This window comes from Endozoicomonas atrinae (genome assembly GCF_001647025.1).
Classification (GTDB): domain Bacteria; phylum Pseudomonadota; class Gammaproteobacteria; order Pseudomonadales; family Endozoicomonadaceae; genus Endozoicomonas; species Endozoicomonas atrinae.
The window spans coordinates 105,511-121,488 of sequence record NZ_LUKQ02000001.1; the positions used below are offsets into that span (position 1 = coordinate 105,511).

Consider the following 15,978-nt stretch of genomic DNA (forward strand, 5'->3'; position numbering starts at 1 on the left):
TGTACCCATGAAAGAGTCAACCTATGTCCATCCTCTCGCCTCAATGGGCAAACGATTAATGGATATTCTTATCGCTCTGGCCGGGCTGGCCATCACCCTGCCACTGTTTCCCTTTATCGCACTGGCCATTCGTCTTGATAGCCCTGGACCAATAATTTATCAGCAGATGCGTATTGGTTATCAGAAGGAAAACTATATTCGTTTATTCATGATGAAAAAATTCAGAACCATGCGGAATGATGCTGAGTCAGGAACCGGTCCGGTTTGGGCTCAGAAAAATGACCCAAGAATTACCAAAACTGGTAACTTTCTGAGAAAAACGCGCCTTGATGAGCTTCCACAACTCTGGAATGTGCTGGTTGGGGATATGGCCATTGTAGGCCCAAGACCTGAACGGCCAGGAATGTACAATAAACTGGAAGCGAACATTCCATTTTACAGTGAGCGAACATTTGATGTAGTTCCCGGCATTACCGGGCTTGCCCAGGTAAACATGGGTTATGATGAAACATTGAATGACGTGAGAAATAAAGTTGCCTATGACCATGCCTACGCTCTGTCTCTGAGCAGCCCTTGGGAATGGCTGAAAATGGATATTTACGTCATGTTTAAAACCATTTTTGTCATGGTAACAGGCAGGGGACAGTAGAACGGTAATCAAGTCTCATGCTGAAACAGAACGCCGGCAATCTCATCCAGACCTTGCCTTAAGGCCTCTCGGCTATGCACACCTGGCTGGAAGGTATCCGCCAGTGGCATAGTATGTATATCGCATTGAAGTTTCTCAGGTTGTTCATTCTCGGCAGGCCACAATAACACATCTGGATATACGCCCGTCATTTCACTCATCCACGACAATTTATCGCTAATGGACATTTTTCCGACAGCAGACATTTCCTGATTAATATTCCCCACAAATACCTTTAAAGCATTGCTGTTACGAACACTTTCTGCCACTTCTGGCATCAAGATCGCAGGTAAGATACTGGTCATGAAGCTACCCGGCCCTAAGATAATTATATCTGACTCTTTTATCCTGGTGACAGCTTCATCTGTCGCCTGGATAGCCGGCAGAATCATCAATTTCTCCGGGCATTTATCCAGAGAATCAATAGTTGTTTCACCAACCACTTCCTGCCCATCCACAATAGCGCCAAGGCGAGCAGGCTCTTCTGACATCGGTATCAACTCTGCGCCTACCTGTAACATCTGGCGAATCAGGTTTATGGCATCTAATGGGCGAACGCACATTTGATCCATTGCCAGTAAAATCAGGTTGCCCAGGTTGTGCCCGCTGATATCACCACTATTTTTAAAGCGATACTCAAACAGAATCCGCGCCAGGTTAGGGCTATCCGAACACAGCTGGTTAAGACAGTTCCTCAGGTCCCCCCATGCAATACAGCCACTGCCATCCCTGAGTCGACCAGTTGACCCTCCATCATCAGTTGTAGCAACAATGCCTGACAGGCGCTCTCCGAGAAACCCCAGGCTTGCCATGACCCGCCCAAGGCCATGCCCACCACCAATAGCAACGATCCGGCGACACTGATAAAGTGTTTTTACAGAATACATGGCAAGTTCTTTTATGAGTATAAAGTACGGTATATCGTGCCTTTCGCTATATGTTTCAACATGAGCCTAGAGCCTGTTTAACATTCCAGAGGACAAAGCACGCTGAACACTGCTTCGAATATAATCGACCAAAACACCAGATTCTTCGGCTCTCAGGAAAAGCCCAAGCTTACTTCTACGCCACAGTAGGTCATCCCCCTCCATCACCCACTCTTTATGGATCAAGTAATCAACCTCACATTGATATAAACCTGCGCCAAAATGAATTCCCAATTCTTGAACACTAAATACTTCACCCAAGAACTCATGAGCTAGAGAGCCATAACTGTGCGCAAAACGTGTAGCCACCTCATCAGGAAGCCATGGATAGTTCTTTCGTAGTTCAAGTAAACACTGATCAACTGGCTGAGCTCCTGGTAACAATCGATTTCCTGTCCAACAGCCAGCCTCAATCGGCAAATAGCGAGATAGTCTCCCCACAGCATGTTCAGCCAGCTTACGGTATGTTGTCAGCTTGCCTCCAAAAATTGACAGTAAGGGAGCCTTGCCATTTTTATCCTCTAATTCGAAAGCATAATCTCTGGTAACCGCACGGGCATCACTGGCTTCATCCTCAAACAGCGGACGGACACCAGAATACTCCCAGATGATGTCCTCTACGGAAATAGTTCTTCTGAAGTAATCATTCACTGCCTGACACAGGTATTCACGCTCTTCATCAGAGCAAGTGGCTTTTGATGGATCACCGCTATACTCAACTTCCGTCGTACCTATCAATGAGTACTTTCCAAGGAAGGGGATAACAAAAACAACTCTTTTGTCCTTATTCTGAAGTATATAGGCCTGATCTCCCAGGTGAATGGCAGGAACAATGATATGGCTACCTTTTACCAGACGTATTTTATTCGCTGACTTTTCTGATAATCCCGACAAAACCTCAGTAACCCATGGGCCAGCAGCATTAACCAGTGACCTTGCTGTTATCTCTCTGGTCTTACCAGTCAGCAGATCTTCAAGGCCGATGTGCCATAAATCATTCTTACGATAGCCAGATACAACTCGGGTTCTGGTATAGATGACGCCTCCATACTCACGAGCGCCCAAGGCATTCAATAACACAAGCCGAGCATCATCTACCCAGGCATCTGAGTATTCAAATACAGTCTGGAAAGAAGATTTTAACGGGCTGTCTTCATCAGGCCTGATTCTACGGCTACTTACCAGCGTATTCCGCCGCCCCAAATGATCATAAAGGAATAAACCAAGTTGAATCATCCAGGCAGGCCGCACCGTGGATTGATGAGGAAGGTGAAAGCTCATGGGCTGGGTGATATGAGGCGCTATTTTCAGTAGCGTCTCCCGCTCTGCGAGCGCTTCTCTGACCAGGCGAAATTCGTACTGCTCCAGATAACGAAGCCCGCCATGTATCAATTTACTGCTGGAGGAGGATGTAGCACCTGCCAAGTCCCCCATCTCACATAAACAAACATTCAGACCACGCCCGGCAGCATCATAAGCAATACCAGCTCCGTTAATACCGCCGCCAATCACCAGAAGATCATAATCCGCTGCCTGTTCAGCCACTGCCAAAATGATTTCCCTTAAGTGATATCAGGTGTCTGTTGAGCCAATGATACGTGGCGTTATCAGGAATAAGCGTACTTGTTTGATCTTTGACGTTGACTCTGCACGGAACAAATGACCAAGAACCGGAATATCACCCAATAATGGAACTTTGGTAAGCTTTTGTTCATCCTGCTCTTTATAAAAACCACCGATTAACAGGCTCTCTTGCTCACTGATAATAGCCTGAGTATTAATTGAGCTATTAGTCACTTCCGGCAGTTTATTCCCAATATCTTCTGTCCCCTGGCTTCCCGTACCATCCTGAATATTGACACTCATATGAATACGTCGCCCCTGATCTTCACGAACAATTCTTGGAGTTACCTGAACAACTGTCCCAGATGTTACCGGGAATAGTTCAGAATCTTCATTGCTGGCTACGGATACATAAAAAGTACTGCTGTTATCAAGAATGGCCTCTATGTTATCAAGTGTCAGGATAGACGGCCTTGAAACAATTTTGACCCTACCTTCATCAGCAAGCAGCTGTAAGTTCGCATTAAATGATCCAAGAGCACTGGAGACAATAGTTGTATAGTTTGGAGCCGGGGCATTTGGATAAGGTGTAAAAGAAAACTTGGTATCACTTGAGCTACCGGAATTATTCCAGTCGACTCCCAAGGCTTTCAGATCCTGTGTATTGATATCAATAATTGAAACACTGATCTCTATCTGAGAAGTCGGTTTATCAAGAGAAGCGACCAGTTCTTCATACATTGGCATCTTGGATTCAAGATCATGCACAATGATCGCATTCAGTCGTGGATCAGCATTGATATAAATTTCATCGGCTACCGCACCGGCATTCAACTGCTCTCCTGCGGATGACTCTGAGCTATCCGCAGGGGCTGGCTCACCGGATTTACTGACACTCTCTGCCGGAGTCACTGATGTGTTCGGCAATCCCTGCTTGGTAACCTGAGCGACACCACCACCCTTAATAATCCTCGTCAAAATAGTGGCTACTCCCGGAACGGTCAGTTGCTGACCTCTGAAAGTAAATGACTTATCAGTTGCCCAGGCATATTTGAGCGGAAAAGTGCGAACCGTCAATTTACTTTTCTGACGCTCTCCTTCTTTCGCATCAAGTATCAATGCTGTCTGAGAAACCAGTTCAATATAACGGGGAGGCCCGGAAATAAAGACCAGACCTTCTTTAGGCTGCTCTTTCCAGAAAAAGCGACCATCCCAGATACCAATCTTTTTCAGGGTTTTCTTGAGCTGTTTTATCGGTAAATAGTTTAAGCTGATAATCTGCTGGCTGGAGGCGCTTCCGTCATAAACAAACAGGGTATGCCCATCAAAATACCAGATAAAGCCATAGATATTGGCCAGATGATCCAAAAAATCAACAGGGGTCATAGGGCCAATCTTGCCATTAACTTCCCCAACGACCGTATCCGCTATGATGGCTGGCATATAATAGCTCGCCGCAAAATTCTGCAAAACTTCCTTCAAGCTGTCCCCATTCCCAAAATAGGCATACGGGCGAACACCGAATGCGGCCAGGGCAGGTGATTCATCATCACCAATAGTACCTTCAAAATCGTCAATCGCATCCCGGATAGCCTCCTCTGCAGAAATAACCATTCTGTTTCCTGATGGCGAGTTTGGTCGAATCATATAGAGGTTTTTTGAAGAGTACTGGGGCCTTTCATTTACATTTTGACGGTCATCTTTCTGAGCATAGTTATAATCAAAATCAGATGTTGCTGCATAATGAGTCTGATTGCCATACTGGGAGATATCAGCCTCTTTCCCGGACAGCTGCTCATCATTCAGAAATGGCATTAGTCGTGCTCTTTCTGCATCTACAGATGAATTATCTGGCTGGGGAAACGCTCTGGCATCCAGTCGCCTCCTATGATCAACAGGGGCGCTAATTATATTGGAAAAGTTTCTGGCATCCAGCGGAGCCCCATGATCAGAAGAGGGTCCAGTTGCATTGGTAAACTCTCTGACATCTAATGGCCTGCCTTGATCAACAGAGTCCCCAACTGAATTGGGAAATACTCTGGCATCCAGAGCCCTCCCCTGATCAACTGAAGGAAGGTCGGGCTGATCCGGCACGATGTCGGATGGAAAATAGATAACCTGTCCTACCCGTAATTCCTGAGCAGTATCCAGCTTGTTATAGCGGGCAAGCTCATTTACCTCAAACCCGTAACTGCCAGCAATAACTTCCAGACTTTCATTAGGACGCACTACATGCTTTCTGGTTTGCGGCTCTTCAGATGACCAGTTTGCCAGCGCCTGAAAGGTAACCGCCAGTAAAAGGGACAGGATTATCAGGGTATTTCTTATAAAGCCCATCAGACGCGTGCCTCCATGCTCATGTCTGCTCCAGCTTATTCAACAGCCCTTAATGAATAGATGCCTTGTAATTTCGAGAGTGTCAATAAAAGTTCGTTACATACCAGTTTATCGGAAAACAAACTGGATTCACCAGTATTTCGTCAAAAAAATAATTAACATGAGGAAATTCCGTTAATCACTCTATATGCCAGCCGATAGAACGAAAGGATTAAATTATCAGGCGGGCATTATCATGGCAGCATCAGTTTCTTTCGGTAGTGGTATTTCCGGTATTTCAAGGATCGACAGTGCATTAGTTCACTCTGACTTTCCAAAATCAAAATCAAATTTCAAACCCTCCGGTGACAAAGTTGTTGATTACACCTGGAAGGCACTGGATATGAGCCGTAATTTTGAGAACCGTGAGCTTAAGTTTGCCACCAATATTTCTGGCCAGAATATTTATTCAAGTCCCGAGGAACATTATCGTTTCACACAGGATGCAATCGACTCTCTTTCCGACTTTTTAAAACAACAGTCTGAAAACAGCCCTAATGCCAAAATAATGAAAGAAGCACTGTCAGTAATAGAGAAAGCCAAAGAAGACAGTGAATATTTAATGATGTGTCGCAATGTACTGATTGCCAGCTAAAGGATTATTGAAATGGATAAGTCATTAAAAACCTGGATGCTGTCACAGGCTTCGTATTATCTTGAATACCTTCAGCCCAGAAAATCCATCGCTCTATTAGAAGCACTGATGTCAATAGACAAGAAAAACCCCGATATTTATCGTATGCTCAGCTATGCCTACTTACAGGCAGAACGACCTGAAGAATCCATTCGCGCAGCCGATAATTTCCTAAAATACGCAAGGCCTGGCAGTGATGTCCGGGCTATTAAATGGATCAAGGGGCGAGCCCTGCTCAAGAAGAGAAAAGCTGCACTGAGCCGCTGATCTTCAAGACATTAGCCTGCCCCCCCATAAAGACGGCAGGTTCTTATGTCACAATTGTTACCCGGACTTAACATGGGGGGGAAAAACGACCTGGTATTGGCAGGTCTTTTGGTTTCCGTCATTGGGCTAATTATTCTGCCCATGCCCACCCCCTTGGTAGACTTCCTCATTGCTCTGAATATGGGGATATCTACTTTACTATTGATGACATCCATCTATCTGAAGTCACCTCTGGAATTCTCATCTTTTCCAGGAGTACTTCTCATAACGACCCTCTTCCGACTGGCATTGTCCATCACTACCACTCGTCTGATTCTTCTGCAGGCTGACGCCGGTGAGATTGTTTATACATTTGGTAATTTTGTAGTCGGTGGAAGCCTGGCTGTGGGTGTGGTTATCTTCCTTATCATCACCATTGTGCAATTTCTGGTCATCACCAAAGGTTCTGAGCGTGTAGCAGAAGTCAGTGCCCGTTTCTCTCTGGACGGTATGCCTGGCAAGCAGATGAGTATTGATGCTGACCTTCGTGCCGGGGCCATCGAAATGGAAGAGGCCCAACGCCGTCGAGAGCTGGTCACCAAAGAAAGTCAGCTGTTTGGCTCGATGGATGGAGCCATGAAGTTCGTAAAAGGTGATGCTATTGCCGGTTTGATTATCATCTTTGTTAACATAACCGCTGGAGTAGCTATCGGAACCAGCGAAGGTATGACCGGTGGAGAAGCACTGCAACTCTACGCTATTTTGACCATTGGTGACGGCCTTATCTCCCAAATTCCGGCTCTGCTGATTTCCATTACGGCTGGTATTATCGTTACCCGGGTATCCAATGAGGATGCCAAAGACCTGGGTAATGAAATAGGCACCCAACTTACTGATAAACCAAAAGCCCTGATGGTTGGTGGCGCACTGTTACTTGGCTTTGCCCTGATTCCCGGTTTTCCAACACTAACCTTTATGAGTCTCGCAGCAGCCATTGGTGGTGGTGGCTATTTTCTAATGAAGAAAGCGGAAAAAGCCCGTACAGCGGAGGAAGATGGAGGTATTCCTGCCATGGCCGCAGCGACAGAAACGCCCAGCGAGGCCAAATCCAGATTGGACCAGCAGGAAGAGTTTACACAAACTCTGCCATTGATTATTGACGTCCCTACCTCTGTACAGAAAAGCCTGAACACATCCTCCTTGAATGAAGAGCTGCTTAAAGTCCGGAAATCACTTTACATGGATCTTGGGGTACCTTTTCCCGGTATACACCTGCGATTTAATGACTCCATGGATGAGAACAGCTACAGCATACTGCTACAGGAGGTTCCGGTCGCATCTGGCTATTTCAAACCAGGCTCACTCTTCGTCAGGGAGAGTAATGAGCACCTGGACATGCTGAAGATACCTTATGAAGTTGGCGATGCATTTCTACCCAGTCTCGACTCTCTCTGGGTCAATGAAAGCCAGCAAGACAAACTTGAGCGTAACAATGTCAACTTTATGGATTCTCCAAAAATTCTGACTTACCACCTGGCACATGTTCTGAAGAAATATGCAGAAGATTTTGTTGGCATTCAGGAAACACGCTACCTTCTGGAAAAAATGGAAAGCAGTTTTGGTGAACTGATTAAGGAAGTCCAAAGATTGTTACCCGTTAACAAGATCACCGAGATATTCCAGCGCCTGGTATCTGAGGATATATCAATCAGGAACCTCCGCTCTATTCTGCAGTCCCTGGTTGTCTGGGGACATAAGGAGAAAGAGGTTGTTCAGTTAACCGAGTATGTACGCTCATCATTAAAGCGTTACATCAGTTACAAGTACTCAAACGGCAAGAACATGCTGCCAGTATACCTACTTGATCAGGATGTCGAAGATACCATCCGCTCAGGTATCCGTCAGACTTCAGCTGGCAGCTACCTTGCACTTGATCCATCGACTTCTGCTCAGTTTGTAGAAAACGTTAAGCACTCTGTCGGCAAAATTGGCCATCTTGAGCATAAGCCTGTCCTGATCACTTCAATGGATATACGCCGCTATGTCCGAAAACTTCTGGAGCTTGAAGTCTATGATCTGGCAGTGCTTTCACACCAGGAGTTAACGGAAGAGATTACCGTTCAACCACTGGGCCGTATATCTCTGTAAAAAGAAAGCATCTATTTAACGGATGCGCTTCTCAACCTGCTGGCAGATCGTTTCAGCCAGCAGATGAGAGCTGAGATTTCTGGCAATCACATCTTCGGCTAACTTCCCTTTCGAAACGACGTCCAACCAATGCTCAATCATTCCATAAAACCCTTTGGTTACAAGCATAGGAGTCCAATCCGAAAGACGAATTATCTGTTCCTGATTATTTTCCTGAAGCACTCCGGCTTGAAAACTATCAAACAGGTATGAGCGGTTTTCATAGTTCAAACTAACTCGTTCATTGGTAATGCCATTCAACCGGTTCATGGAAGTCTATATAAACGTACTTCCAGACTGCCACTGAACATCAATTCGGTTAACTACAGAGCCCGACATTTGCTCTGAAATCAGAAGATCTCCAGTATTAACATCTGCAGACCTATTGACACTATCCAGAGGGTGGATAAAGTCATCAAAGACAAAGGTACGAGCAAAATCGGGCAGATTATGTCGGTTTTTCTCCCATCGGATAGAAAGCAGTGGAGATACTTCTGACTCTTGGGACAGCGGCTCACGTAGAATGGGTAGGTAGCGTCGGTTAAAGCCAATAAAAAGCGGCTGACTAATTCGTTCGGCCAGATCATAAAGTTTCTCGCAGGCACTATAGTCAGTTGATAAAGGCTTATCCACAAAAACAGGGATTCTATTCTTAAGAAAGTAAGTCGCTATTTCCACATGAGATGATGTTGCGCTGTGGATCATGACAGCATCAAGATCAAATTGAATCATCTGTTTATAATCACTGCAAAAGTCGTTTACCCGATACTTCCTAGCAAGCTCATTGAGTAATTGACTGTTTCGAGTGCACAAAACCAGCGTAATGGATGGGTACTCAGAAAGAGTCGGCAGGTATGCTTTCTGAGCAATATCTCCAAGGCCAATCAAACCAATTCTCATTATTTTCTCTCTTGCCTTTAGCTACAACATTACTTCCCCCTTTAAAAAGGGGTAGAAGTAATGTTACTAAATGAGAGAAGAGGAGAAAATTATAATTAGCGCACTAATGCAAAAACCAGTTGGTCAACAAACTGCTCTTCTTTATAGACATGCTTTTTCATCACACCTTCAAGTTCAAAACCGCATTTCTCCAGCACACGACGGGAGCCATCATTTCGTGCCTGTACATCAGCGAAAATACGAACCAGCCCCATCTCATCAAATGCATACTGGCAGACATAAGAGAGCGCTGCGGTCATAATACCTTTACCCCAGTGATCTTCCGAGACCCAAAAGCCAATCTCTGCACCAAAACGATGAACATCCAGTTGAACTACAAACCCGATCTCACCAATAGCTTCACCGCCATAGTCAATAGCAAAGCGAGTTCTGGTCTCATGTTCCTTTACATGCTGAACCCAGGCTCTGGCATGCTCTATGGTATAGGGGTGTGGGAAAGTATCCCGAAGGTTTCTGGCTATCTTGAAGTTATTACCATGCTTGGCCAGAGAGATCGCATCACCATAGAGAAACCTTCTGAGGCAGTAACCATTACCCAAGTCTATATGCATATCATTATCCTGATAGTCAGCTATCAGGTAAAACATCGGCAAAAGTACCATGGGCTTTATTGATTTACATAGAACCCATAGATATGACTTAATACACCGAGAATTATCCAACCAAGCTGAAGTTTTAGTTTATCTAATCCATTTAGCAGGCTTGATTTTGTAAAAGGGAAATAAAGATGAAAGCCCCAAACATCTTTGGGACTGAATTATAATATCAAATATAACTTTTCCTTCAAAACTCAGGCGATTTTATTATTCTTATTTCTTATTAAAGATATCAATATGATTTCATATCAATAGAAATTAAACAATCCAATCAAATTAAATATTTAACACCTTTAAAAAAACAATAATTATTATCAGTCCCGAATAAATAGTTTAACAGTGACTACCGTCTTAAAATCGTTGTAGCCACTGCACTCAAAATCACATTGTCTTGCTGATGACTTCCTTACCCTGCACCCACACTCTCGTTATATTCTGCCTATGAGCTGTTGCGATAATCTTTTCCAGGATATCTGAAGGCTCATCCAGGGTTTTCCAGATTTTCAAGTCACAATCTTGAATATTTGTATCCACTAAAACAGCATCGAAACAAAAGCCCTTTTGAAACAACCCAGTGGATTTATCCAGTGCTTTCCCTCCGCCTGCAGTGGCCATCCAGAAAGCGTCAAGAAATGATATTCTTGTACCGGGCTCCCCCCTTACTTCAGATGTCAGCCTGGCTGAAGTACCTTCCTCCCGAACTCTGGAATGACTGACAGCATCAAAACATGAACGCAGCATGGAAGGGCTAACACTGGCAGCGACATCGCTGCCCAGACCACAATGCAGTCCCTTGTCGAGAATCTCTCTGGTTCCCATAGCTGCATTGGCAAAATACATGTTAGAAAGAGGGCAATGGGCAATACTTGCACCATATTCCTGAATTCTCAGAGTATCTCTCTCAGTCAGGAATATGGAATGTGCCAGAATTGTCTTTCTGCCTAACAACCCTGTTCTCTCATAGATACTGATATCGGTTTCACCATACTTCTGACAGCTGTACTCTCTTGCCCAGTCACTTTCAGAACAATGAGTCTGAACATAACAGTCATTATCTGTAGCAAACTGCCCGAGTTCCTTCAGAAGCCCTTCTGTGCAACTTGGTATAAACCGTGGTGTGACAACTGGTGAAACCAAACCATGATTGCCAAGCATACCGAAGACATACTGATGAAACGCTTCCGTTTCATAAAGACTCTTCTCAGCACTCTGTCGATAATAATCAGGACACTGCTCGGAGTTATCCATGCAGACTTTACCTATAAAAGCCCGCTGTCCCTTCTCCAGGCAAATATCTGCAAGCACTTTGGATGGCTCAAGATGGATGCTGGAGAAGTAAACCGCGCTGGTTGTCCCACTGCTTAATGTTGACTGTACCAGGTCTCTATAGACATGCCGGGCAAAATCCAGGTCCTGGTACCGAGCCTCAAGTGGAAATGTATAGTTTTCAAGCCAGTCATACAGTGGCAAATCCAGCCCTTTACCCATTTGAGGCCACTGTGGTGCATGACAGTGGAGGTCAACCAAACCTGGAATCAGGTATTGTTTGTCAGTCAACCGCTGTAAACGTCCCTGATTTTCCAGAAACTCAACAATTGGGCTATTGCTATACTCTGAAGGTTTTGCAACCCCGAGAATTTCACCTTCTGCATTCACTGTAATCAGGGCATTTTCAAGAAATTCAAACTCTCCGGGCACCGGGCAATGGAAAGCGTTGCCCAGAATGCCGAAAATAATATCATCGTGATTCATAACAAAGCCTATGGACTCACTGGATTCAAAGGAAGCTTTTATAAAAAATGAGCGTGATTTAACAAGAAACCACGCTCATTCAATTAATCAATAGTAAAGCCTGCTGCTACGCTGATATCAGCCTCTGGCATCCATCTGGTCAACGGTATCCAGTGCCAGGGTAATCATATCATCCAATGTCGTGCGGCGTTCATCTGCTCCAAGCGCTTCATGACGGAGAATATGGTCAGTAACAGTACAAATGGTCAGTGCCTTGGCTCCGAGTGCCGCAGCAACACCATAAAGTGCAGCCGCCTCCATCTCTACTCCAAGAATGCCATGACTGGCCATCAATGGGTACAGATCTTCATCAGGGCGATAGAACAGATCAGAAGAGAACAGGTTACCCACCTTGACTGAAAGACCTTTCTTTTCTGCCTGCTCAACAGCAGTCCGTAGGAGAGAGAAATCAGCCAGTGCAGCAAAATCATGATCTCTCAAACGGATTCGGTTCACTTTAGAGTCCGTACTGGCCCCCATACCAATCACCAGATCCATCAGTTTTACATCGTCGTGAATAGCGCCACAGCTACCAATACGAATCAGGTTCTTAACTGCGTAGACCGTAATCAACTCATGAAAATAAATGGACGCGGAAGGTATTCCCATACCATGCCCCATTACGGATACTGGCTTACCTTTATAGGTTCCGGTAAAGCCCAGCATTCCTCTGACGTTAGTCACTTCCCTTGCATCATCCAGATAGTTCTCAGCGATGAACTTGGCTCGAAGCGGATCACCTGGCATCAGAATCGTTTCAGCAAAATCGCCTGGCTTCGCATTTATATGTGCAGTACTCACTGACTTGAACTCCAACAATACGTCTTTCTGAAGAGTTATTTGATCAAAGCCTGCCAACTCCTTACGATAAACGACAAAGGGTGACAGGCTTGAAGATTTAGCTTCCAAGCCCAACCAGCAAACCGGCTATGGTTCCACTCATCAAGTTGGCTAGAACCGAGGCCAGAAGCGTTTTCATGGCCAGCGTATTCATTTCCTTTCTACGCCCGGGCACAAGGCCCCCAAGGCCACCAACCACCATGGCTACAGAGCCGATATTGGCAAAGCCACAGAGCGCAAATGTCACAATTGCCTGAGTTTTTGGGGAAAGTTCAGCGGCAACTTTCACGTAGTCGATGTAGGCCACGAACTCATTGATAACGATTTTCTGACCAATAAAAGAAGCTGCCTGTGTCGCTTCACTCCAGGGCACCCCCATCACAAAGGCCAGTGGTGCCAGAAGGTAACCAAGAATGCTCTGAACAGTAAGACCGTCAAAACCAATCAAGCCTCCAAGCCCACCGACAATGCCGTTAACAAGGGCGATCATGGCGACAAAAGAGATCAGCAGTGCGGTTACACAAGCCACCTGTTGTAAGCCAACCATGGAACCTTGAGTGATCGCATCCAGAATGGATTCCGGTTTCTCGTCTGACTGATCAATAACATCATTGACATTATTGGCCGGTGTCGACGTTTCAGGACAAATCAATTTGGCAAACAGCAAGCCTGCTGGCGCCGTCATAAAGCAGGCGGTCAGAATGTATTTGATATCAATACCGAGGTTGATGTAACCGATCATAGTGCCTCCAGCAACAGAGGCCAGGCCACCGGTCATCACCGCAAAAATTTCGGAGCGCGTCATTCCCTGAACAAATGGCCTGACCATGGAAGGCGCTTCAATTGGACCCACAAATATATTGGCTGTAGCAGAGAGTGATTCAGCACGACTGGTGCCAAGTAGTTTATGCAGTGCGCCACCAATCACATTAATGACTACCTGCATAATATTTAAATAATAGAGAACCGAAATTAATGCACTGATAAATACCACGACAAACAGAACATTAATGACAAAAACAAAACCAACCTCAAACCGGGCGAGATCACCAAATACAAAAGCGAGGCCATCATTGGCAAAATTGATAACGCTTTGCACACCATTCGATGCAATCTGCAAAACAGTTTGACCTGCTGGGACATACATAACAAATGCACCAAAGGCGACCTGAATAAGTAATGCACCTATTACAGTTCGTACATTTATCGCCTTTCGGTTTTCCGAAAAAAGTACAGCAATTCCAATCAGCATTGCCATACCAAACAGGCTCATGAACATTCCCATGAGTGCCCCCTAACAACAAACAAGAAAAACGGTTTAACAGTTTTCAATGAAAACAGCGCAAGAAATAAGGCTGGCCTTAATTGCCCCTATCTTGATTCAATAGAGGCACAACAAAAAAGGACAATTGTCCGCATGAAGAGCGTTTTTGTTAAAAGTTGAGCATTTTTTGACTTATATCTGTATTTCTGAAAAAACCCGATCAAGGTTAATAAACCTGAAAGCATTTCCTTCCTTTTCCAGGAGCTCCTCATCAATCAAGCTCTTCAGAATCCTCCGGTAAGCACGGGATGACGTACCCAGACTTTCAGCTTCAATATCCTGGGCGATCAGGAACTGCTCGTGACCAGCCGCTTCAGAAAGGTCAACAAGCCTCTTGAGCGCATTAAATCGAAGACCATAAAGAATATTCTCCATCGCTCTGGTTACCGTCGTATGATAACGGTTTGACATCAGGGCCAGAAAATCCAGGGCGAGATCAGGCATTTTGGTCAAAGCCCCCAGTATCTTCTCTCTGGTTAGCTGATAACCAACAACCGGGTTTACGGCAGTGACACTCAACATGTGAGTTCCCGAGCCACTGAACAACTCCATCTCACCCAGAACACCAAAGTAATTCTCTTCCTGCCCCAGAGTATACTTTCTTCCCGAGGCAGAGACATACTGCACTTTTATATCAGCCCCGGAAACAACTACAAGTGCATTGGCTTCTCCACCCTGAAAACAGATAACCTGCCCTGCAGCATATCTGACAGGCTTTCCCCCAGGGATGGTCAATAAACGATGGTAGATCTTTGTATCAAAATCCCGGAGCACAACTCCTCCCCAAGAGAAATAATCAACTCTTTGCAATAGACTCACGGCTTAGTTCGGTTATTAACTACGCAAAATCTGACTTTTATTAGTTTTCGATCTGATTTATTACCAGTTAAAATGACCTGAATTGCCGTGATTATGCCATTACACAAGCATGTATCCAGCGGTAATAAACGTAATCGGTCTGGGTAATATGAGATTATTTAAAAGGAGTTGATGAGTTTGATATACCACATTAAGTAGAAATCGAAATTCCTACTTAAAACAGAACAGTTCTATCTTATTTTCTGTGATAAAAAGCTGCTTTAAACCTGAATGCATTAAACTCTGAAAAATAAAAACATCAGACAATAGACTGCTTTTTCAAGCAGCCTATCTTTTGGAACATAGAAATCGTCACTATTTTCAGTTGGCTTCCAACTTTCTATAGAGCAGGCCAAGAATATCCCACTTATGCATTGTCCACTGCGGTGAAAGCAGATATTGCCTTTCTCCAGAACCTGTCAAACGATGAAACAGCAGTCCTTCTGGAGCCCGTATTATCATTTTTGCCAGCACATCCGTATAAGACTCCATGGATAATTCACGAACCAGTGTCATCACCGATGTAATAAGTCTTCAAAACACCAGTTTAATTTGACCTCCCGATTAACCCTTTTCTGGCCGATTGTTTTCCTGTTGGTATCAAGCAGGGAGCAGCGCCATGACCAATCGAGAGGACTTCTATATGATCCATCAGCTTCGACAAGAGGGCTGCTTCCTGGTTGACATTGCTGACAAGATGAACTGCTCTGTCAAAACCGTTCAGCGCCAACTCAAACGAAAACATCCGCCTTCGCTGAGCAAGCGAACGGTTCATAAACCCCGCAAGCTCGACCCTTTCAAGTCCACGGTGGACGAGATGTTGGCCAACAACATCTGGAATGCCATGGTCATTTTCGACCGGATTACATCCATGGGCTACACCGGCAAGATATCCCTTCTCCGTGAATACATTCATCCCAAACGGGCGCTGCGCCCAAGCCTGGCAACGGTTCGTTATGAGACCGATGCGGGATACCAGTTACAACATG

15 protein-coding genes and 1 pseudogene are annotated in these 15,978 nt (G+C 45.0%); 5 read left to right on the top strand and 11 right to left on the bottom strand.

The annotated features are described in order from the left end of the window. The first annotated feature begins 7 nt into the window (after positions 1 to 7). Positions 8 to 649, top strand: a complete 642-nt coding sequence (locus AK963_RS00505) for a sugar transferase (protein ID WP_066013122.1) — start codon at positions 8 to 10, stop codon at positions 647 to 649. Between the two features lie 8 nt (positions 650 to 657). Here AK963_RS00505 and AK963_RS00510 read toward each other — a convergent pair whose 3' ends face one another. The 3 genes from AK963_RS00510 to sctC form a co-directional block, all read right to left on the bottom strand. Next, the gene (locus AK963_RS00510) at positions 658 to 1,575 is read right to left on the bottom strand and encodes a gluconeogenesis factor YvcK family protein (RefSeq protein ID WP_066013123.1); all 918 of its coding nucleotides are present in this window, start codon (positions 1,573 to 1,575) and stop codon (positions 658 to 660) included. A gap of 66 nt (positions 1,576 to 1,641) precedes the next feature. Beyond that, positions 1,642 to 3,159, bottom strand: a complete 1,518-nt coding sequence (gene glpD / locus AK963_RS00515) for a glycerol-3-phosphate dehydrogenase (protein WP_066013158.1) — start codon at positions 3,157 to 3,159, stop codon at positions 1,642 to 1,644. 27 nt (positions 3,160 to 3,186) lie between these two features. Next, entirely contained in the window at positions 3,187 to 5,514 is a 2,328-nt protein-coding gene (gene sctC / locus AK963_RS00520; protein ID WP_066013124.1) for a type III secretion system outer membrane ring subunit SctC, read from the bottom strand. Positions 5,515 to 5,749: 235 nt separating this feature from the next. Between sctC and AK963_RS00525 the strand changes: the two genes are divergently transcribed. Genes AK963_RS00525 through sctV form a run of 3 tightly spaced genes read left to right on the top strand, consistent with a single transcriptional unit; the run spans position 5,750 to position 8,581 of the window. Beyond that, positions 5,750 to 6,148 (top strand): hypothetical protein, encoded by a 399-nt coding sequence (locus AK963_RS00525; protein ID WP_139117176.1) that lies wholly within the window; start codon positions 5,750 to 5,752, stop codon positions 6,146 to 6,148. 12 nt (positions 6,149 to 6,160) lie between these two features. Then, positions 6,161 to 6,454: a tetratricopeptide repeat protein gene (locus tag AK963_RS00530; protein WP_066013128.1), complete on the top strand. Its 294-nt coding sequence runs from the start codon at positions 6,161 to 6,163 to the stop codon at positions 6,452 to 6,454. 45 nt (positions 6,455 to 6,499) lie between these two features. Beyond that, complete coding sequence (gene sctV / locus AK963_RS00535) at positions 6,500 to 8,581, top strand: type III secretion system export apparatus subunit SctV (protein WP_066013130.1); 2,082 nt, start codon at positions 6,500 to 6,502, stop codon at positions 8,579 to 8,581. A gap of 15 nt (positions 8,582 to 8,596) precedes the next feature. On the opposite strand, the gene AK963_RS34820 is transcribed toward sctV, so the two are convergent. The 8 genes from AK963_RS34820 to AK963_RS00570 form a co-directional block, all read right to left on the bottom strand. Next, positions 8,597 to 8,890: a hypothetical protein gene (locus AK963_RS34820; RefSeq protein WP_202969694.1), complete on the bottom strand. Its 294-nt coding sequence runs from the start codon at positions 8,888 to 8,890 to the stop codon at positions 8,597 to 8,599. A 6-nt stretch (positions 8,891 to 8,896) separates the two neighbouring features. Then, positions 8,897 to 9,520, bottom strand: coding sequence for a Gfo/Idh/MocA family protein (locus AK963_RS00540; protein ID WP_202969695.1), 624 nt, complete (start codon positions 9,518 to 9,520; stop codon positions 8,897 to 8,899). 95 nt (positions 9,521 to 9,615) lie between these two features. Beyond that, positions 9,616 to 10,131, bottom strand: coding sequence for a GNAT family N-acetyltransferase (locus tag AK963_RS00545; protein ID WP_066013160.1), 516 nt, complete (start codon positions 10,129 to 10,131; stop codon positions 9,616 to 9,618). Positions 10,132 to 10,557: 426 nt separating this feature from the next. Then, entirely contained in the window at positions 10,558 to 11,928 is a 1,371-nt protein-coding gene (guaD, locus tag AK963_RS00550) for a guanine deaminase (protein WP_066013132.1), read from the bottom strand. 117 nt (positions 11,929 to 12,045) lie between these two features. After that, entirely contained in the window at positions 12,046 to 12,768 is a 723-nt protein-coding gene (deoD, locus tag AK963_RS00555) for a purine-nucleoside phosphorylase (RefSeq protein WP_066013162.1), read from the bottom strand. Positions 12,769 to 12,865: 97 nt separating this feature from the next. Continuing rightward, positions 12,866 to 14,092 (bottom strand): NupC/NupG family nucleoside CNT transporter, encoded by a 1,227-nt coding sequence (locus tag AK963_RS00560; RefSeq protein WP_066013134.1) that lies wholly within the window; start codon positions 14,090 to 14,092, stop codon positions 12,866 to 12,868. Between the two features lie 171 nt (positions 14,093 to 14,263). Beyond that, entirely contained in the window at positions 14,264 to 14,905 is a 642-nt protein-coding gene (locus AK963_RS00565; RefSeq protein WP_066013136.1) for a Crp/Fnr family transcriptional regulator, read from the bottom strand. Positions 14,906 to 15,310: 405 nt separating this feature from the next. Then, positions 15,311 to 15,505, bottom strand: a complete 195-nt coding sequence (locus tag AK963_RS00570) for a hypothetical protein (RefSeq protein WP_066013140.1) — start codon at positions 15,503 to 15,505, stop codon at positions 15,311 to 15,313. Between the two features lie 103 nt (positions 15,506 to 15,608). Between AK963_RS00570 and AK963_RS00575 the strand changes: the two are divergent. Continuing rightward, positions 15,609 to 15,978 (top strand): annotated as a pseudogene (locus AK963_RS00575) (helix-turn-helix domain-containing protein); the annotation flags it as partial.